Annotated in this window: 12 protein-coding genes, 1 tRNA gene and 2 rRNA genes (1 of these 15 only partly in view); 4 read left to right on the forward strand and 11 right to left on the reverse strand. The window is 66.1% G+C overall.

Going from position 1 to position 18,916, the window contains the following annotated elements; translation table 11 throughout:
- Positions 1-4 precede the first annotated feature (4 nt).
- Positions 5-1,867 (reverse strand): aminodeoxychorismate synthase component I, encoded by a 1,863-nt coding sequence (gene pabB, locus SBI20_RS09285; RefSeq protein WP_317976093.1) that lies wholly within the window; start codon positions 1,865-1,867, stop codon positions 5-7.
- A 119-nt stretch (positions 1,868-1,986) separates the two neighbouring features.
- Between pabB and SBI20_RS09290 the strand changes: the two genes are divergently transcribed.
- Positions 1,987-3,573 (forward strand): helicase HerA-like domain-containing protein, encoded by a 1,587-nt coding sequence (locus SBI20_RS09290; RefSeq protein WP_317974769.1) that lies wholly within the window; start codon positions 1,987-1,989, stop codon positions 3,571-3,573.
- Between the two features lie 175 nt (positions 3,574-3,748).
- A complete protein-coding gene (locus tag SBI20_RS09295) occupies positions 3,749-6,421 on the forward strand; it encodes a M1 family metallopeptidase (protein WP_317974770.1) in 2,673 nt (890 codons plus the stop codon).
- Positions 6,422-6,569: 148 nt separating this feature from the next.
- Here SBI20_RS09295 and SBI20_RS09300 read toward each other — a convergent pair whose 3' ends face one another.
- The 5 genes from SBI20_RS09300 to SBI20_RS09320 form a co-directional block, all read right to left on the reverse strand.
- Complete coding sequence (locus SBI20_RS09300) at positions 6,570-7,394, reverse strand: cytochrome c oxidase subunit 3 (protein WP_317974771.1); 825 nt, start codon at positions 7,392-7,394, stop codon at positions 6,570-6,572.
- 109 nt (positions 7,395-7,503) lie between these two features.
- Complete coding sequence (locus SBI20_RS09305) at positions 7,504-8,103, reverse strand: cytochrome c oxidase assembly protein (RefSeq protein ID WP_317974772.1); 600 nt, start codon at positions 8,101-8,103, stop codon at positions 7,504-7,506.
- Positions 8,104-8,160: 57 nt separating this feature from the next.
- Complete coding sequence (locus SBI20_RS09310) at positions 8,161-8,394, reverse strand: hypothetical protein (protein ID WP_317976167.1); 234 nt, start codon at positions 8,392-8,394, stop codon at positions 8,161-8,163.
- Positions 8,394-9,311, reverse strand: coding sequence for a heme o synthase (locus tag SBI20_RS09315; RefSeq protein ID WP_317974773.1), 918 nt, complete (start codon positions 9,309-9,311; stop codon positions 8,394-8,396). Before SBI20_RS09315 ends, SBI20_RS09310 begins: the two co-directional genes overlap by 1 nt.
- A gap of 109 nt (positions 9,312-9,420) precedes the next feature.
- Positions 9,421-10,023: a TetR/AcrR family transcriptional regulator gene (locus tag SBI20_RS09320; RefSeq protein ID WP_317974774.1), complete on the reverse strand. Its 603-nt coding sequence runs from the start codon at positions 10,021-10,023 to the stop codon at positions 9,421-9,423.
- Between the two features lie 140 nt (positions 10,024-10,163).
- Here SBI20_RS09320 and SBI20_RS09325 point away from each other — a divergent pair, with 140 nt between their 5' ends.
- Positions 10,164-11,861, forward strand: coding sequence for an acyl-CoA dehydrogenase family protein (locus SBI20_RS09325; protein WP_317974775.1), 1,698 nt, complete (start codon positions 10,164-10,166; stop codon positions 11,859-11,861).
- Between the two features lie 173 nt (positions 11,862-12,034).
- On the opposite strand, the gene SBI20_RS09330 is transcribed toward SBI20_RS09325, so the two are convergent.
- Together SBI20_RS09330 and SBI20_RS09335 are read right to left on the reverse strand one after the other, a co-directional pair.
- Positions 12,035-13,747: a carbohydrate porin gene (locus SBI20_RS09330; RefSeq protein ID WP_317974776.1), complete on the reverse strand. Its 1,713-nt coding sequence runs from the start codon at positions 13,745-13,747 to the stop codon at positions 12,035-12,037.
- A 139-nt stretch (positions 13,748-13,886) separates the two neighbouring features.
- Positions 13,887-16,325 carry a membrane-bound PQQ-dependent dehydrogenase, glucose/quinate/shikimate family gene (locus SBI20_RS09335; RefSeq protein WP_317974777.1) on the reverse strand — a complete coding sequence of 813 codons (2,439 nt, stop codon included), beginning with the start codon at positions 16,323-16,325 and terminating at the stop codon, positions 13,887-13,889.
- A gap of 324 nt (positions 16,326-16,649) precedes the next feature.
- On the opposite strand from SBI20_RS09335, the gene SBI20_RS09340 reads away from it, so the two are divergent.
- Positions 16,650-17,534, forward strand: a complete 885-nt coding sequence (locus SBI20_RS09340; protein WP_317974778.1) for a LysR family transcriptional regulator — start codon at positions 16,650-16,652, stop codon at positions 17,532-17,534.
- 123 nt (positions 17,535-17,657) lie between these two features.
- Here the strand turns inward: SBI20_RS09340 and SBI20_RS09345 are convergent.
- The 3 genes from SBI20_RS09345 to SBI20_RS09355 form a co-directional block, all read right to left on the reverse strand.
- Positions 17,658-17,734 (reverse strand) — tRNA-Met (locus SBI20_RS09345).
- A gap of 94 nt (positions 17,735-17,828) precedes the next feature.
- Positions 17,829-17,943: ribosomal RNA gene (gene rrf, locus SBI20_RS09350) — 5S ribosomal RNA — on the reverse strand.
- A gap of 113 nt (positions 17,944-18,056) precedes the next feature.
- Positions 18,057-18,916, reverse strand: a 23S ribosomal RNA gene (locus SBI20_RS09355) (it continues 1,931 nt past the right edge of the window).

Consider the following 18,916-nt stretch of genomic DNA (forward strand, 5'->3'; position numbering starts at 1 on the left):
AGAATCAATCCTGGCCCAGAAGTCGCGCCGGGATCAGCCCGCGCAAGGCATTGCCGATGAAAAAACCGCCCGAAAGATCATCGAGCGAAAGGTCGCCCTCGACGGCGCGGCCTTGCGCAATCAGGTCGGCGCGCAGCACGCCCGGCAGCAGACCGCGCGCGGCAGGCGGGGTGACCAGAACGCCCTCGCGCTCGACGAAGATCGAGGTGAAGCTGCCCTCGGTCAGCCAGCCATCGTCGCGCAGCAACAGGGCCTCGCCCGCCCCGGCCCCGCGCGCCACCTTGAGCGCGGCCTCGTAGAACCCGCGATCGCTGGTCTTGTGGCGCAGCCGCCAGTCGCCCGAAGCCACCGGCAGCGGCAGGACCGCGCAGGCCACCGGCCCGGCAAAGGGCGCGGGCAAGGGGGTGGCCTCGAGGGCATGGGCACCGCTGCGCGCGAGTACGAGCCGCACTTTGGAAGGCGCTACCAGATCGAAGCACAAGGCATGGATCGCATTGCGCACGCCGTGCCGGTCGAACGCAAAACCCAGTTCGTGCGCGCTGCGCCCGATGCGTTCGAGATGGCCTTCGAGCAGGGCAATGCCCGTGGCGGGATCGAACGCCATCGTCTCGATCAGGTCGGCATGGCCTGCATTCACCCGCAAGAAATCCCCCTTCACCACGCATTCGCGCCATTCGCCCAGCCGCGTCGAATCCGCGACCACCGCCGAGCCGACACCCATTGTCGCCCGCCCACCGGCAGCGCCGGGATGATCGGGCACGAGGCGCACCGTGCGGATTGCCACATTGAACGCCGCGCCGCCAGTGGCGGGCGCATCATCGCGGCAGCTTTCCCCTTCACCCGCAGGCACATCGACATGGCCGATGCCCCCGCAATAGAGCCCGCGCGCGTCGCGCTCGGCCATGTCGATCAGTTCCATCGCGCGGATCTTGGGCGCGCCGGTGATCGAGCCACACGGGAAGATCGCGCGCAGCAGGCTGCCCGCGTCCTCGCCGGGGGCCAGCCGGGCGGTCACGGTCGTCACCATCTGGTGGACGGTCGGGTAGGTTTCGATGGCAAACGGCTGCTCGACCCGCACCGTGCCGGGCACCGCCACGCGCGAAAGATCGTTGCGCATGAGATCGACGATCATCAGGTTCTCGGCGCGGTCCTTGGCATTGGCGGCAAGCGCGGCCTTGAGCGCCGCGTCCTCGTCCGCCGTGCGCCCGCGCGGGGCCGTGCCCTTCATCGGGCGCACGGTCACGGTCGATCCATCAAGCTGGAAGAACAGCTCGGGCGAGACCGACAGGTGCCAGTGCGACCCGTCCCACAGCACCGCGCCATGCCCCGCCTGCGCCGCCGCGCGCAAAGACGCATAGATCGCCAGCGGATCGCCGCTCCACGATCCGGCGAGCTGGAAGGTCAGGTTGGCCTGATAGATGTCGCCGGCGCGGATCGCCTCCTGCACGCGGTCGAACGCGCGGCCATAGCCGCCGGGCGAATGCTGCGGCTCCAAAGGCCCCAGACGGCTTTCTACCGGGCGCCCTTCCCCTTGCGTTTCACGCGCCAGCCACGCGGTGACCCCGGCGCTGTCCATCCGCGTCATCGTGCCAAAGCGCGCGAACCACACCAGCGGCCCGGCCGCCCCGCTGCGCGCGCCCGCACGGGGGCCCAGCCGCTCTTCGAGGCACAGCCCCGCCTCGTAGGCGATGGCCCCGGCCCACCAGCCCGGCGTCACGCCGATCCGCGCCAGCGCCGCCTCGACCTCATCGGGCCTGCGCGCGACGACGATCTCCAGCGGGTCTTGATAGAGCCGTGCCCCAGAGCGGCCATCGGAACGGGCATCGGGGCGGGCATCGTCGAGCAGGAGGAAAGGCGCGCGGGTCATGGCCGCGCGGCATAGCGGCAGGAACGCGCGGGCGAAACCCGGCTTGGCGGCAAAAACCCCTCGCGGCCCCGCGCCCATCATCCTAAACAGGCTATCAACCCCAACCATAAGGCGCGCGCATGGACGAGATATTTTTGGGCCTGACCACGAAGGGCACCCGCGAAACCCTCCTGCTCAATCGCGCCAACCGCCATGGCCTGATCGCGGGGGCGACCGGCACCGGCAAGACGGTGACGCTCCAGGGCATCGCCGAACAGTTCAGCCGCGCCGGGGTGCCGGTGTTCCTGGCCGATGTGAAGGGCGATCTTTCGGGCATCGCCATGCCCGGCAGCCCGACCTTCAAGCACGCCGCCACGCTCGAACAGCGGGCGAAGGATCTGGGCATCGCCGACTATGCCTATGCCGCCTGCCCGGCGGTGTTCTGGGATCTCTATGGCGAGCAGGGTCACCCGATCCGCACGACGATCTCGGAAATGGGGCCGCTGCTGCTTTCGCGGCTGATGGGCCTCAACGACACGCAGGAAGGCGTGCTGACGATCGCCTTCCGCTATGCCGACAACAATGGCCTGCTGCTGATCGACCTGCCCGACCTTCAGGCCGTGCTGGCCGCCTGCGCGCAGGATGCGGGCGCCCTCGCCCTCAAATACGGCAATGTCACCAAGGCCAGCGTCGGGGCGATCCAGCGCCAGTTGCTCGGCCTCGAAAGCCAGGGGGCGGACCGTTTCTTTGGCGAGCCCGCCTTCGAGATCAACGATTTCCTCCATGTCGACGAAAACGGGCAGGGCCTCGTCAACGTGCTGGCCGCCGACAAGCTGATGCAGAGCCCCAAGCTCTACGCCACGTTCCTGCTCTGGCTGCTCTCCGAACTGTTCGAGGCGCTCCCCGAAGTGGGCGACCCGGACAAGCCGCGTCTGGTGTTCTTCTTCGACGAGGCCCACCTGCTGTTCGACGACGCGCCCGACGCGCTGATGGACAAAGTCGAACAGGTCGTCCGCCTGATCCGTTCCAAGGGCGTGGGCGTCTATTTCGTGACGCAAAACCCCATCGACATTCCCGAAAAGGTCGCCGGGCAGCTGGGCAACCGCGTGCAACATGCGCTGCGCGCGTTCACCCCGCGCGACCAGAAAGCCATCCGCGCCGCCGCCGAAACCTTCCGCATCAACCCCGATCTCGACGTGGGCAAGGCGATCATCGAACTCAAGGTGGGCGAGGCGCTGGTTTCCACGCTCGACGCGCAAGGCGCGCCCGGCATTGTCGAGCGCACGCTGATCGCCCCGCCGCGCTCGCGCCTCGGGCCGGTCAGTGCGCCCGAACGCGCCGCGATCCAGTCCGCCAGCCCGTTTGGCGGCAAGTACGACGTGGCCGTCAACCGCGAAAGCGCCGCCGAAGTGCTGGCCCAGAAGGCTGCTGACGCCGCCGCCGCCGCGCGCACGGTCGCCGAACAGGGCGAAGCAGCCCAGCGCGCCCAGCCGCGCCAGTCGCCCTCGCTGTGGGAAGACGTGGGCCGCAAGGCCGGGCGGGCGGCGATGGGCGCGGTTGCCAGCTCAGCAGGCGCGGTGATCGCCGCCGAACTGGCGGGCAAGAAATCGCGGGCCCAACCCGTGGCGAGCGGGGCCACCGCGATGATCGGCTCGATCGCCACGAGCCTTGGCGGCGAGGCGCTGGGCCGTTTCGCGCGCGGGCTGCTGGGCGGCCTGCTGCGCTGAACCGGGGGCTGGGGCAGCCCTGTTCGCCGGCCACAGGCAGATGCCCGGCCACAGGCTGCCCTTCCCCTGCCATGCTGTTGGCAGAAAACCCGGCGCCGTTCGTCGAAACAGGTTGCTGCTGCAACGAGCGAACGGCAAGCAGGCGCCAATTGCTTTTTCGCATGAAAGGACCCCCATGCGCGCCCTGCTTCTTGCCGCCACGATGCTGGCTGGCACTTTTGCCGCCACCCCGACCCTTGCGGCTGAAAAGCCCGCCACCCCGGCGGCGGCTGCCCTTCCCGCCGATGCAGGCGCCATGCCCGAGGGCAAGCTGGGCAATCAGGTCGTGCCCAAGGCCTATCGCCTCGACTTCAACCTCGACCCGGCGCAGGACCGCTTTTCGGGCCACACCGAAATCGACGTGACCGTCAACCAGCCGGGCCGCTATGTGTGGATGCACGGGCGCGATCTGGCGGTGAAGACCGTGGCCGCCAAAGTGGGCACCCGCACGATCCCCGGCACCTTCCGTCAGGCCGACGAGACCGGCGTTGCCCTGCTGACCTTTGCGCAGCCCCTGCCCGCAGGCGCGGTGACGCTCGTGTTCGACTATGACGCGGCGTTCAACGGCGGCCCCACCGGCCTGTTCCACGTCCATGTCGACAACCAGTGGTACAGCTGGAGCCAGTTCGAATCGATCGACGCGCGCGCCGCGTTCCCTGCCTTCGACCAGCCCGGCTTCAAGACGCCCTATACCGTCACCATCACCACCCCGGCGGGCCAGCGCGCGGTCAGCAACGCGCCCGAGGTTTCCACCACGACGACCGGCACCAAAACGGTCCACCACTTCGCCCCGACCCTGCCGCTGCCCAGCTACCTCGTGGCGGTCATGGCCGGGCCGTTCGTGAGCGTTGATGGCGCCATTCCCGCCGATGCCCAGCGTGCGCGCCCCTTGCCGCTGCGCGTGATCTCCACCCGCCCCAATGCCGACAAGCTGACGTTCGCGCTCGAAGGCACCAAGGGCATCGTCACCCACCTCGAAAATTATTTCGGGCAGGCGTTCCCGTTCCCCAAGCTCGACCAGATCACCGCGCCGATCATGCCGGGCGCGATGGAGAACGCGGGCGCCGACCTCTACGAGGATTCGCTGCTCGCCCTCGATGATCACGCCTCGACCGCGCAGAAGCGCGGCTTTGGCATGGTCGTGGCCCACGAACTGGCGCACCAGTGGTTCGGCGACATGGTCAGCCCGGCCTGGTGGGACGACATCTGGCTCAACGAGAGCTTTGCCAACTGGATGGGCTTCCGCATCGGCAACGAATGGCGCCCCGATCTCAACATCGGCGCTGGCGCGCTGGCCGAAGGCTTTTCGGCAATGGGCACCGACGCCCTGCTCGCGGGCCGTCCGATCCACCAGCCGATCGCCCGCAACGCCCAGATCGACGCCGCCTTCGACACGATCACGTATGGCAAGGGCGGCCATGTCGTGGCGATGATCGCCGCGTTCATGGGCGATACCAAGTTCCGCGACGGCGTGCGCGGCTACATGGCCAGGCACCGCTATGGCAATGCCAGCACGGCCGACTTCTTCGGCGCGATGGCCGATGCGGCGGGCGATCCGCGCATCCTGCCCGCGATGCAGAGCTTCACCGACCAGCAGGGCGTGCCGCTCGTCACGTTCGCGCCCGCCGGCAAGGGCAAGTGGACTGCCACGCAGAGCCGCTACGTGCGTCTGGGCACGCAGGCGCCCGACCAGACCTGGGGCGTGCCGCTGTGCCTGCGTCAGGGCGATGCGCGCGCCTGCGAACTGCTGGTCGACAAGACCGCCACGGTCTCCATCGATGGCAAGGGCGCGCTGATGCCCAATGCCGGGGGCACCGGCTATTACCGCTTCGAGCTTCCCGCCGCGCAGTGGGACGCGCTGATCGCGCAAGGCGCGAGCCTGCCCGGTGGCGAGGCGCTGGCCCTGTCCGACAGCCTTTCGGCCAGCTTCCAGGCCGGTCGCGCCAGCCCTGCCCAGCTTGTCGCCGCCGCCCGTACGCTGGGGGCCAATCCCGACAGCTATGCCAGCGACGAGGCCACCACGCTGCTCTCCAGCCTCGATGATCGCGGCCTGCTGACCCCGGCGGCCCATGCCGGGCTCACCCGTCTGGCCAGCGAGATCCGCAAGCCCCAGCTCGCCAAGCTGGGCTTCGATCCGCGCAAGGGCGCCCATCTGGCCGACGATCCCGACACGCAGCAGCGCCGCGTGGCGCTCGTCGCCGAACTGGCCAATGTGGCCGAAGACGCCGCCACCAATGCCACGCTGACCAAGGCTGCCGACGGCTTCCTGACCGGCGATGCCGCCGCGCTCGATCCCTCGTTCTACAACAGCGCGTTCAAGGCCTGGCTCAAGGTCCATGGGGTGGACGGCGCCAGGCGCCTGATGGAAACCGCGCTGTCTTCCGAAGATCCGCTGCTGCGCCCGGCGGCCCTGCGCGCCATCGGCCGCAGCAACGATCCTGCCGTGGCCAAGTGGCTGCTGGAGGACTTTTCGGACAAGCGCCTGCGCGTGAACGAAAAGCTGATGGGCGTGGCCCTCACCATCGCCAGCCCCGCCACGCGCGACTATGGCTTTGGCTGGGCCAATGCCCATATCGACAGCCTGCTGGCGAGCGGCGCGGGCATCTTCCTGACCCGCAGCCTGCCGCAAGTGGTCAGCGGCTTCTGCTCGACCGACAAGGCCAAGGCGATCGCCGCCTGGCGTCCGCACTTCGCCAACAACTCGGGCGCGCTCGAACTCGAACGCGCGATCGAGCGGGTCAACGACTGCGCCGTCCTCAAGGACCAGCGCGCCGCCGACCTCTCGGCCACGCTGGCTGCGGTCAGGTAAGGCGCTGGCGCGGGGGTGTGTCCCCCGCGCCGTCTTTGCCTGAGCGGCCTTCAGGGGCCCCAAAACCAAAAACGGCGCCTTTCGTGGGAAGGCGCCGTTTTCGCGTGAACCAGGGATTGCCGGTTCAGAAAAGATGATCCGAAGGTGCCTATTCGACCACGGCCCCCCAGTTGCCCCAGACATAGATCGCCACGAACAGGAACAGCCAGACCACGTCGACAAAGTGCCAGTACCACGCCGCCGCTTCGAGCCCGAAATGCTGGCGCGGGGTGAATTCGCCCCGTTCGGCGCGAACCCAGCACACGAACAGGAAGATCGTGCCGATGATCACATGGAAGCCGTGGAACCCGGTCGCCATGAAAAAGGCCGAACCATACGTGTTCTTGCCAAAGGCAAACGGCGCGTGGGCATATTCGTAGACCTGGATCGAGGTGAACAGCAGGCCCAGCAGGATGGTGATGCCCAGCCCCTGCTTGAGGCTGCGCCGGTCGCCCTCGATCAGGGCACGGTGCGCCCAGGTCAGGGTCGTGCCCGAACAGAGCAGGATCAGCGTGTTGAGCAGCGGCAGGTCGAAGGCATTGATGACATGCGTGATCGCCTTGGGCGGCCAGACCCCGCCGATGACATCGGTGTTGACCGTGCTGGGGAACAGCGAGAAATCGAAGAAGGCCCAGAACCAGCCGACGAAGAACATCACCTCCGAGGCGATGAACAGGATCATGCCATAGCGCTGGTGCAACTGGACCACCGGGGTATGATCGCCCGCGCGCGCCTCGGCCAGAACCTTGCCCCACCACGAAAACATCGTGAGGACAACACCCAGCAGCCCGAGCAGCATGATCTGGAGGCCGCCTGCCATGGCATGCATGAACAGCACGCCGCCACTGGTCATCACCAGGGCCGACATGGCCCCCATGAACGGCCAGATATCGGGCGGGAGGATGTGATAGTCGTGGTTCTTCGCGCCAGCCATGATCGCGTTCTTCCCCCAGTCTGTCCGGTCTTGCCCCCGCGCGCACGGGCGCGGGCTGCCGGTTATGTACTGAAATTCTTTTCTACCGGTCGCATCAGGCCCGGTAAAGTCAATTCGCGGCTTCGAGGAAGGTGTAGCTCAAGGTGATTTCGGGGGTCTGGCGGGCATTGGGATCGTCGAGAATGGCCGGATCGACATAGTAGATCACCGGCATGCGCACTTCCTGCCCCGGCTCAAGCTTTTGTTCGTTAAAGCAGAAGCACTGGATCTTGTGAAAATAGGCGCCGGTCTGCTCGGGCGTGACGTTGAACACGGCCCGGCCCGTAATCGGCCTATCCGCATTGTTGCGTGCGGTGAAGAAAGCGATTTTTCGCTCGCCGATTCGCCCGTCCTGCGTGACCTGTTGGGGGCGGAACGTCCAGGGCAGGCCCGGCGCGACATTGGCATCGAAGCGCACGGTAATCGGCGCGCCCGTGGCCCTGACGGTAGCCGCCTGCGCGGCGCTGGCGCGCTGGGTGGTCCCGGCAAAGCCCGTGGCCTGACAGAACATCCGGTAAAGCGGCACCGCCGCATAGCCGAGCCCCATCATGGCGAGCGCAGCCCCGGCGGCGATCAGGCCGACCTTGCGGTTGGCGCGCGCGGCATCATGGGGAGGTGGTGGCGGTGGTGGTGATGGTGCCTGTGGCGGTATCTGCGGCGTGCTGGCCATCGATCATGTCCTCCCCGGCTGGCGGCGCTCTGCGGCGCCTGCACACAGGACCGGGCATCACGGACGATGGCTGGCCTGCACCCCCAGTTTGGCGATGGTGATCGCGAAAAACAACACCACAAGCGCGCCCAGCAGCAGGCCCAGCGCCCGGTTGCGCGCCTTCTGGCGGGCGCGGAAGGCCTCCAGATCGAAAGTCTCCGGGGTCTCCGGCGCCTGAGCCGGTGCTGATTCCGGCGCCTCAGGCGGTTTCCGGGCGCCCAGCACTTTGTCGACAGGCCGGTCCGCGTCCATCAGATCCAGCCCTGCATCGCGGCCAGACGGTCCACCACCAGCGCGCCGAACAGCGCAAAGAGATAGAGGATCGAATAGCCGAACAACTGCTTTTCAGGCTTCATGCGGTCATCGGGCACGCTCGTGCGCAGGCCCACCCGCGTGGCCAGCGCAAGGAAGCCGAGCCCCAGCACGACCGCCGCGACACCATAGATCGCCCCCGTGCCGCCCAGCCACCACGGCGCCACCGTGACCGGCAGCAGCGCGAGCGTATAGACCAGAATATGCCGCCGCGTGACCTTCTCGCCCGCCACGACCGGCAGCATCGGAATGCCCACTTTGGCGTAATCGGTCTTCACGAACAGCGCGAGCGCCCAGAAATGCGGCGGCGTCCACATGAAGATGATCAGGAACAGCAGGATCGGCATCAGCGTGATGTGGCCGGTGACAGCCACCCAGCCGATCAGCGGCGGGAAGGCGCCCGCGCCCCCGCCGATCACGATGTTCTGCGGCGTGCGCGGCTTGAGCCAGACGGTATAGATCCACGAATAATAGAAGATCGAAACCGCCAGAATGCTGGCCGCCAGCCAGCCATTGGCCAGGCCCATCACGACGACCGCCCCGCCCGACAGGGCAAAGCCGAAATCGCGGGCCGAGTCGCGGTCCATGCGCCCGGAGGGCAGCGGCCGCCTGGCCGTGCGCTTCATCCCCGCGTCGATGTCCGCTTCCCACCACTGGTTGAGAGCGGCGGCCCCGCCAGCCCCCACGGCGATGCACAGGATCGCCGTAAACGCCAGAATCGGATGGATTTCTCCGGGTGCGGCGAGAAGTCCGCACAGGCCCGTGAAGATCACCAGAGTCATCACGCGCGGCTTGGTCAGCGCAAAGAAATCCCGCCAGTCGGCAGGCATGCGCAGGGGAGTCGTGGCCAGTTCCATTGTGGGGCGGCTATAGCAGCCCTGCCCCCGAGGAAAAGGGCTCAGGGCCCCCTTGGGCAATCTGTCCAATTGCGGCCCTCCCCTGCCTTGTACGGACAGGAAACACCCATCAGGGGGCAGCCGTCAACTGCTGATGCAGCGCGGCCACCATGTGCGCCCGCTCCGCCGGGTCGAGATCGCCGCGCTGGGCGACATAACGCAGCAGCGCATAGGCCTGATGGGCGCGCCACATCGCTTCGGCGGTACTGAAGCCCAGCGCCGCGAACTGGTCGGCCAGAAAGGCCGTGCGCACTTCGTCGACCGCCTGAACCGCGCTGCGCACGGGTTGCGAGCGGCGCGCCCAGCCCAGAATCGCCAGTTCCAGATCCGCCGCACGGGCCGCCGCGTCCGAACGCAGGGGAAGCTCCATCAGCCGCGCGATGCGCGCCCGCACGTCGGGTTCCTCGCGCGCGAGGCGTTCCTGCACCGCGAGCGTCGAGCGCTCGCGCCAGGTGTCCAGAACGGCGTCGAGCAGGGCGCCCCGGTCCTTGAAATGCCAGTAGAAACTGCCCTTCGAGGCCTTGAGGTCGACCGCCAGCTTTTCCACCCGCACTTGCTCGACACTGCTGTCGGCCATGACCCGAATGGCCGCCTCGATCCAGTCCGCGCGGCCCAGACGGCGCGGGGGCTGGTCAGCAGCAGGGGGCTCGGTCGGTGCGGGCGTCGGGGTCATCGCGGTGATCTAGGCGGCGTCGCCACCGCGCGCAACAGCCCCCTTGACCGATCCCCCCGCCCTTCCATACGATAGCGTATGGAGAGAGGGCCGGCGTTCCGCACGACCGGCAGACAGAGCAAAAAAGGATCAGCCGCCCGATGTCGTACACCGCCGCCACCGGCATGATCGTCGCCCAGATCATGGCCCTGCCCGAATTCGCCCGCATCTGCGCGCTCCACCCGGAGGCCGGGCTCGACGAGGCCATGCTGACCGAAATCGTGGGCAGCGCGGGCACGCTGGCACACGACGTGATCGCGCCGTTCAACCGCCGCGCCGACGCGCAAGGATGCCAGCTCGACAACGGGCGCGTGCGGCTTGCGCCGGGCCATCACGCGGCGTGGCAGGCCTTTGTCGAAGGCGGCTGGCCGCTGATCGAGGGAGCACCGGAATGGGGCGGCGCGGGCCTGCCGATGCTGGTCCATTCGGCCTGCGAGGAACTGTTCAACCGCGCCTCGCCCGCCTTCGGCATGCTGCCAACGCCGATCCGCTGCGCCAACAGGGTGATCGAGAAATATGCCGATGCGGCCACGCGCGCGCTGTGGTGCCCGCGCCTCGTCGAAGGGAGCTGGGCCGCCACGATCTGCATTTCCGAAGCCGACGCCGGATCGGACGTGCCGCGCCTGCGCACGCTGGCCACCCGGCGCGAGGATGGCGACTGGTCGATCACCGGCGAGAAGATGTGGATCAGCTATGGCGACCACGACCTGACCCCGCGCATCGCCCACATGGTGCTGGCCCGCACACCGGAAACGGGAACAGGAACCGCAGGGCTCAGCCTGTTCCTCGTGCCTTCGGACATCGACGGGCAGCGCAATGGCGTGGTCGTGCGGCGGATCGAGGAGAAGCTCGGCCTTCACGGCTCGCCCACATGCGCGCTCGGCTTCGAGGGCGCGCGCGGCACCCTGATCGGCACGCCCGGACGCGGACTGGCCCAGCTTTTCACGATGATCGTGGGCATGCGCCTGTCGGTCGGCAGCCAGGGCGCCGGGATCGCCGGGGCTTCGGCAAGCCTTGCCCGGACCTATGCGGCCCAGCGCCGCCAGGGCGGGCGCGGCGATGCCCCGCCCGTAACCATCGACCGGCATGGCGACATCCAGCGCCTGCTGCTGGCCTGCGCCGCCCGCGCCGAAATGGCCCGCGCGCTCACACTGGCCGCCTCGGCCCAGGCCGACCTGCAAGCCCGCGAAACCGACGAGGCCGCGCGCACGCAGGCCGGGCTCGTGCTCTCGTGGCTGCTGCCGATCACCAAGAATTTCTGCGCGGAAGCCGCCAGCCTCTGCGCCAGCGAGGCCATTCAGGTTCTGGGCGGCGCGGGCTACACCCGCGAATGGCCCGCCGAGCAATACTTGCGCGATGCCCGCGTTCTGGCGATCTACGAGGGCACCAGCGGGATGCAGGCGCTCGACCTCGTGCTGCGCCGCGTGCTGGGCGACGAAGGCCGCGCGTTCCACGCCTTCCTCGCGCTCGCCAGAGCCGAGGCGGCCCCCTCCCCGGATGCCGACCCGCTTGGCCAGATGCTCGACCTTCTCGAAACAGCCGCGCAAGGCCTCGACAAGGCCAGGGCCCCGATCATCGCCTGTCCGTTCCTGTCGCTGGCCTCGCTTGCCACGACCGGCTGGCTCGCCCGGCGCCTCACCCGCCTGTCGGGCACGCCCGCCAACAACCATCTGGCCGCGCTGGGCCGCCACTGGCTGCGCCTCGCCCTCCCCGAAGCCCATGCGCAAGCCGCCCTCGTCGCGCAGGGCGCGGATCTTGTCGCCGAATTTCCGGCCATGGAGGCGGCCTGTCCCGCCTGAGCGTCTTTCGCTCCCCAACAAGAAAAGCGGCCGAAGCGAACCTCGGGGGGAAGGTCACTTCGGCCGCTCAGGACGCGGAAAGCCGGTGGGGTTGCAAGGGGGAGAGGGACCGGCGTCCCGCGCGATCGTGTGCCTTGTATAGGACGGGGCCCCCTGCCCCGCCTCAAAGCTTTTTAGAAGTTGGCGATGATCTTCATGCCCAGCAGGGTCGCGTTCGGGGTCTTGGAAGTTTCGCCCGGACGGATCATGTAGTCGAACTCGGGCTGGAGCTGGAGGCCGGGCATGACATCGATGCCGTAATAGGCCTCAATCACATGCGAACTGCTCTGCGGCGCCAGCACCGCGGCGCCCAGCGACTGCCCGGTATCGACCATGTAGGTCTGGTTGAGCTGCAACCGCTTGCTGACCTTGTAATACGTCCACAGCACGCCGAAGCGGTCGGTGTTGCGATGCGGGATCACGCCGTTGAACGAGAAACCGGCATAGAACTGGTCGGCCAGCGCCGCCACGCGCGCGGTGTTGTGAACATAGCCGAACATCAGGTAGCCACCCGACATCTGGTCGTTCCCGCCCTTGCGATAAATCATCTGGTCGCCTTCGAACCAGTACATGTTCATCGGCGCGCGGCGCGAGGGATCGCCCGGCGTGACCGCAGCAGCTGCGCTGGTCGTCATCAGGTCGTTATAGCGCGAGCTGTCGTGGGCATAGCCGAACACATAGTGGCCCGGCAGCTTCTTGGCGGTGAGGAACGGCTGCCAGGTAAATTCGACCGGCACCATGACCCCGGTGGTGTGTTCGCTGCCCCAGGCCCAGCCCGACGGATTGCTGGCCAGCGGGGTCACCTGATAGACGCCGAACTGGATGCTGGTGTCGCGCGTGGGACGGAAGCGCACGCGTCCGCCCATCGTGGCCTTGGGATAGACCGCGAAACCGGGCGCCCGCTTGAGGATCACCGGCGCCGAACAGGTGACCATGAACGAGCACAGCAGCGGCGAGGTCGCAAAGACGTGGGTGAGCGACATGCGCCCCAGCGCCAGATCGAGGCGCCCGTCGAACATCGTCTTTTGCAGGTAGAAGTCGACAAGGTGGGCCGCCACGCCGCCCGTCAGCCCGTAGACTTCCATCAGGTTGATGTAGTGCTCGCCCAGACGGTCGGTCGAAACCTGGTGCCCGACGCGGTTCATCACCAGCGTGTGCAGGGTCCAGCCATGGAGCCCGAGCAGCTTGTCGAGGTCGAAATGCATTTGCAGCGTGAGTTCATGGACATAGTCCGCGCCGCGCTCCACGCCGCCATCGATATTGCCCATCGCCTCGGCCTTGTAGGAGAACGAGAACGAGAAGCCCTTCTCCTTGAGGCTGGCGCGCAGCGGATCGAGCGGGGTGATCAGGTGGCCGCCCACGGTGGTCGGCACGTAATAGGCATCGGGAACGTCAGTCCGGCGCAGCGAATCCAGTTCGGAAGGCAGCAGCCAGGACATCGCTTCCTTGTCGGTCAGCGGGCGCAGGCTGCTCCCGCCGATGTTCCGGCGCCGGTTTGCGGTGATGTCGGGCACGGTGGGTGCGTCGTGATCATCGCTGGAGCCATCTTCATCGGAGGACGCGGGCGCGGGCGAAGGCGAAGACGAAGTGGGCTCGCCCCCTTCCCCCTCGGGTGCGGCGGTGATCAGGGGGCCCGCTTCGCCCGAAAAGGTCGCGGGCACGAACATGGCCGAAGTCGAAAACGAGGGGGCCTCCTGCTCGGGGGCGCCATCGTCCTGCGCATTGATGCCCAGGGGGGCGGCTTCCTGCGCATGGGCCACCAGCGGGGTGGCGCAGGACATCAGGGCCGGCAGCACCGGCCACGCGGCGCGGCTGCGCGAAAGGAACTGGCGAAAGTTGTGCGTCATGAGTGGGGGCTCACCGGCCAGTGCGTTTTCAGGTCGCGACGTCGCGGACGCCCGCCGGAAAGACGCGGTCAAACAAGAGACCGGGGCGGCCGATCCGGTCAACCCGGATCAGCCGCCCCGGCGACTGCGGCGTCAACCCTCAGTGGGTCGAGCCGCCCTTCTGCGGCAGAGCGAACGCGATGATCGTGTCGCTCACATCGGCAGCGTGGCTCATGCCACCCACCGAGATCACCACATACTGGCGGCCGGTCCGCGGCGAACGGTAGATCAGGGGCGCGGCCGGAGCACCGGCGGGCAGCCGGGCCTTCCACACTTCCTTGCCCGTCAGCGAGTCGAGCGCGCGCAGGTAGTTGTCTTCGGTACCGGCAAAGAACACCAGGCCCGAAGCCGTCGCGGTGGGACCACCCAGGGTGGGCAGGCCAAGCGGGATCGGCATGTGGGTCTTCATGCCCATCGGGCCGGTATCACGCACGGTGCCGAGCGGAACCTGCCACACGACCTTCTTGGTCTTGAGGTCGATCGCGGTCATCGTGCCGAAGGGCGGCGTGTTGCAGGGCACGGCCAGCGGCGACTGGAGGACGTCGATGCGAACACCGCGATAGGGCCCTGCGACCTGCGGACGCAGCGTCCCCATGAAGCCGGGAACTTCGTCCATCGAGATCTTGTACTTGCTGGCGTTCTTCTCGTTGACGAGCATCATGCGCAGCGGAACGCGCATGTCGTTCACGAACATCAGGTCACGCGTCTCGTCGATCGAGATGCCACCCCAGTTCATGCCACCCAGAAGGCTCGGGAACTCGATGTAGGGCTTCTCGCCGGGAGGCGTGAAGGCACCGGTATAGACCGAATCCTTGAACATGATGCGGCAGTAGAGCTGGTCGAAGGTGCTCACACCCCACATCTTGCGCTCGCTCAGGCGCTCGTTGCCAATGCCCGGCATGCCCACCGAGAACGGCTGGGTCGCGGCAAGGTGTTCACCTTCGGCCGCCGGATTGTTGGTCACGGCGCGCTCGACGACACGGGTCACCGGCTTGCCGGTGCGACGGTCGAGAACGAAGATGTTGCCGGTCTTGGTGGTCTGGATCAGCGCGGGAACCTTCACGCCCTTGTCGTTCGTCACGTCATAGAGAACGGGCTGCGAAGGAATGTCATAGTCCCAGACGTCGTGGTGAACGGTCTGGAAGACCCAGCGCGTGCGGCCGGTCGAGGCATCGACGGCGACGATGGCCGCGCCGAACGTTTCCTTGGCCTTGTTGCGGTCGCCGCCCCAGTAGTCGGGCGGGCCCGCGCCGGTGGGCAGGTAGACGAGGTTGAGGTCGCGGTCGTAAGTCGGAACCGTCCAGACGTTGGGGGTTTCGAGCGAGAAGTGCGGGTCCTGCTGGTTGACGGCGGGGTTCTCGGGGTTGCCGACATCCCACACCCAGGCCAGCTTGCCGGTCAGGGCGCTGTAGGCGCGCACCGCGCCCGAAGGTTCGCCATGCACGATGTCGCGGACCCAGCCACCGACAACCGCATTGTGGCCCATGAGGACCGGAACCGAAGTCGGGTGATAGCGCTTGCCGCGCTCGACCGGGCCCATGCCGGCCGCAAGGTCAACCGAGCCACCCTTGCCGAAATCGGCGACGGGCTTGCCGGTGTGGGCGTCCAGCGCGATCAGGCGCGCATCGACCGTCGAGATCAGCAGGCGCTGATGGCTCGTCCCGGCAGGCAGGGCAGCCTTCTGGGCGGGCGTCAGGCTGGTGTCGGTGTCGAGGTCGTAATAGCCGACGCCGCGGCAGGTCACGTGCTCGGCCGCGTGAGCGTGCGGATCAAACTTCCACAGCGCCTTGCCGGTGTCGGCATCGAGCGCGGTGACCAGATTTTCCGGCGTGCACGAATAGAGCACATTGCCGATCTGGAGCGGGGTGTTTTCGTCAACGCCCGCGCCCGGACCGGTGGTGCGGCGGCCCGTGTGATAGGTCCAGGCAACCTGCAAATCGTTCACGTTTTCAGGATTGATGTCGGTGAACGGCGCAAAGCGCGTGCCGTTGGCATTGCGGCCGAACGTCGTCCAGTTGTCCGACGCGTTGATCTTGTCGAGCGGCAGCGGCGTCTTGGCCGACAGGTTCTCCGGCGCATAGATCGCGCCATGGGGGAAGAAAGCCGAAACGAGCGTCAGCACCAGCGCACCGGCGGTTGCAGCACCGCCCCAGAAGCTCGCACGGCGCAGATGGGCCGGCATCGCTTCGAGAGTTGCACTGGCCCACAGCCCGAGACCGAACAGCAGGGCCGGAACCACCAGACGAGGCAGCAGCGCCCAGAAACCGAATTCAGGGGTATCGAAGAGGGCCCAGACAACCGTTGCGCCGAAGATGGCGATCGTCAGGGTCGGCGCAAGGCGATGCTTCTTCAGGAAAAGCACCGCGAGGATCACATAGGCAATCCCGGCCAGGGCGTAGTAGAATGACCCGCCAAGCGTGACCAGCCTGATCCCGCCAGCAGCAAGGACGAGGCCAATGATGAGAGTTACAGCGGCGAACAGGACGCGAAATACGCCACGGCCGTTCGAGCGACGCGGAAGAGGAGAGCCATCAGTCATGATAGCGCCCCGACGGTTCGACGCCGGCTCGTAAGTCCGACGGCATTTGACGGTTTTTCACCTGGTTGCCTTTCCATGCTGTCGACCACCTGCCCGCAAAAGCAGGCGCGGTCGCACAGGTAGATTTCACCCAATTGTTTTTCATGAATGTTGCGGAGCAAATCCAGTGCGGCGCACGCATGTGTCGAATTTGCAATTCATTTGCATTAATTGACCCGCGCGCAATCGACCTTGCCGCTGCATTCATGCAGCGCCCCCTATCTCTCTTCTTTTCATGAAAGAAATGAATTTGTAGAATAACAATTATTCCAATGAGGAATGTTCATGGAATTCAGATTGTTACGTGCCTTCACCGAGGTCGTTCAGCGCGGTGGGTTCTCGCAGGCGGCCCGTTCGCTGGCCTCCACGCAGTCCACGATCAGCAAGGCTGTCAAGCAGCTCGAAGACGAAGTCGGCACGATCCTGCTCGACCGGGTCGGCCACCGCAGCGTGATGACCCCGGCAGGAGAGGTAGTCTATCGGCGGGGAATCAAGCTCCTGGCCGACCGCGACGACCTGATCGTCGAGCTCGATGAAATCCGCGGGCTCAAGCGGGGCGTCCTTCGACTCGGGGTTCCCTCCGTCGGCAACATCAAGCTGTTCGCGCCGGTGGTCTGCATGTACCGCGAACGCTATCCACAGATAGAACTGCGCCTGATCGAGCATGGCAGCAACCAGCTTGAAAAGCATCTGCGGGCTGGCGACATCGACATCGCGGGCATCCTGAAGCCTCAGTCCCATGACCTGGAATGGGAATTGATCCGGCGCGAACCGATGGTCGCCCTGCTTGCTCCGGGTCACCCGCTCAGCCATTGCCGTTCCCTGAAGCTGACCGACCTGAGCAGTCTTCCCTTTATTCTCTTCGATCCGGGGTTTCGCCTGCACGGCATGATCCTCGATGCCAGTCGCAAGGCCGGTTTCGAGCCGACCGTGGCGGTCACCAGCAGCCAGATCGATTTCATGGTCGAGCTGGTCTCGACCAACGTCGGCGTGGCCTTCCTGCCCAGCAACATCGTCGATGAAGCATACCTCCAGCGCCTCGCCGCCGTCCCCCTCGACGAGCCCGACCTTGCATGGATCATGGGGCACGCGTGGCGGCACAACGCCTATCTCTCGGACGCGACGGTCGCATGGATGGATCTCGTCCGGGAGACCTACCAGAACGAATAGCCCCCCACCCGCTCCACCCTGTTTCCGGGGAGGTGGAGCGCGCGCTGTGCGGGTGGAGGAGAGGTAGAACGCAAAAAGCCGCCTCTGGGTAGAGACGGCTGGTGTGTGAGTGATGCTGTGAAGTGGTTGCGGGGGCAGGATTTGAACCTGCGACCTTCAGGTTATGAGCCTGACGAGCTACCGGGCTGCTCCACCCCGCGATGATAGCAAAACGGCCCCTTGGCGTTTTTGCCTTGGGGCCGATTTGTTGAATGAGATTGTGATGGGTTTTTAATCGTGTGCGCCGGCTTCAATGCCTGGCGACGACCTACTCTTCCAACGCTTGAGCGTTAGTACCATTGGCGCGGACTGGTTTCACGGCCGAGTTCGAGATGGGATCGGGTGGTTCACAGACGCTATGGTCACCAGGCAATGGAGCGGGCGCACATGATTTGTTTTTAGATCGATGATTGGGTGTCTGGCTTTTGTATCGTCCGGTTATCACCGTAGCCTTTGCAGGGCTGATGGTGATGGTGGGGATTCTTCAAGCATGAACAGAGTTATTAGGACCGGTTAGCTTCATGCGTTACCGCACTTCCACACCCGGCCTATCAACGTGGTGGTCTACCACGACTCGATGATACCTTATCTTGAGGGAGGCTTCCCGCTTAGATGCTTTCAGCGGTTATCCCGTCCATGCATAGCTACCCTGCTGCGCTCCTGGCGGAACGACAGGTACACCAGAGGCATGTTCACCCCGGTCCTCTCGTACTAGGGGCAACTCCTCTCAAGTATCGACGCCCACGGCAGATAGGGACCAAACTGTCTCGCGACGTTCTGAACCCAGCTCACGTACCACTTTAATTGGCGAACAGCCAAACCCTTGGGACCTGCTCCAGCCCCAGGATGTGATGAGCCGACATCGAGGTGCCAAACGATTCCGTCGATATGAGCTCTTGGGAATCATCAGCCTGTTATCCCCGGCGTACCTTTTATCCGTTGAGCGATGGCCCTTCCACGAGGGACCACCGGATCACTATGACCGACTTTCGTCTCTGCTCGACTCGTCAGTCTCGCAGTCAGGCAGGCTTATGCCATTGCACTCTAGCAGACGGTTTCCAACCGTCCTGAGCCTACCATCGCGCGCCTCCGTTACTCTTTAGGAGGCGACCGCCCCAGTCAAACTACCCGCCACAGAGGGTCCCCGCACCGGCTAACGGTGCTGGGTTAGACATCAGAAAACAACAGGGTGGTATTTCACCTATGGCTCCACACCGGCTGGCGCCAGTGCTTCAAAGCCTCCCACCTATGCTACACAATTCTTTCCTAATGCCACTCTGAAGCTGCAGTAAAGGTGCACGGGGTCTTTCCGTCTAACCGCGGGTACTCCGCATCTTCACGGA

The sequence above is a fragment of the Novosphingobium sp. IK01 genome (assembly GCF_033242265.1).
GTDB classification, from domain to species: domain Bacteria; phylum Pseudomonadota; class Alphaproteobacteria; order Sphingomonadales; family Sphingomonadaceae; genus Novosphingobium; species Novosphingobium pituita.

What these genes read in the sequence shown, in the direction of transcription:
- pabB (WP_317976093.1), bottom strand. Translation starts at nt 1,867, where the DNA reads ATGACCCGCGCGCCTTTCCTCCTGCTCGACGATGCCCGCCCCGATGCC.
- SBI20_RS09290 (WP_317974769.1), top strand. Translation starts at nt 1,987, where the DNA reads ATGGACGAGATATTTTTGGGCCTGACCACGAAGGGCACCCGCGAAACC.
- SBI20_RS09295 (WP_317974770.1), top strand. Translation starts at nt 3,749, where the DNA reads ATGCGCGCCCTGCTTCTTGCCGCCACGATGCTGGCTGGCACTTTTGCC.
- SBI20_RS09300 (WP_317974771.1), bottom strand. Translation starts at nt 7,394, where the DNA reads ATGGCTGGCGCGAAGAACCACGACTATCACATCCTCCCGCCCGATATC.
- SBI20_RS09305 (WP_317974772.1), bottom strand. Translation starts at nt 8,103, where the DNA reads ATGGCCAGCACGCCGCAGATACCGCCACAGGCACCATCACCACCACCG.
- SBI20_RS09310 (WP_317976167.1), bottom strand. Translation starts at nt 8,394, where the DNA reads ATGGACGCGGACCGGCCTGTCGACAAAGTGCTGGGCGCCCGGAAACCG.
- SBI20_RS09315 (WP_317974773.1), bottom strand. Translation starts at nt 9,311, where the DNA reads ATGGAACTGGCCACGACTCCCCTGCGCATGCCTGCCGACTGGCGGGAT.
- SBI20_RS09320 (WP_317974774.1), bottom strand. Translation starts at nt 10,023, where the DNA reads ATGACCCCGACGCCCGCACCGACCGAGCCCCCTGCTGCTGACCAGCCC.
- SBI20_RS09325 (WP_317974775.1), top strand. Translation starts at nt 10,164, where the DNA reads ATGTCGTACACCGCCGCCACCGGCATGATCGTCGCCCAGATCATGGCC.
- SBI20_RS09330 (WP_317974776.1), bottom strand. Translation starts at nt 13,747, where the DNA reads ATGACGCACAACTTTCGCCAGTTCCTTTCGCGCAGCCGCGCCGCGTGG.
- SBI20_RS09335 (WP_317974777.1), bottom strand. Translation starts at nt 16,325, where the DNA reads ATGACTGATGGCTCTCCTCTTCCGCGTCGCTCGAACGGCCGTGGCGTA.
- SBI20_RS09340 (WP_317974778.1), top strand. Translation starts at nt 16,650, where the DNA reads ATGGAATTCAGATTGTTACGTGCCTTCACCGAGGTCGTTCAGCGCGGT.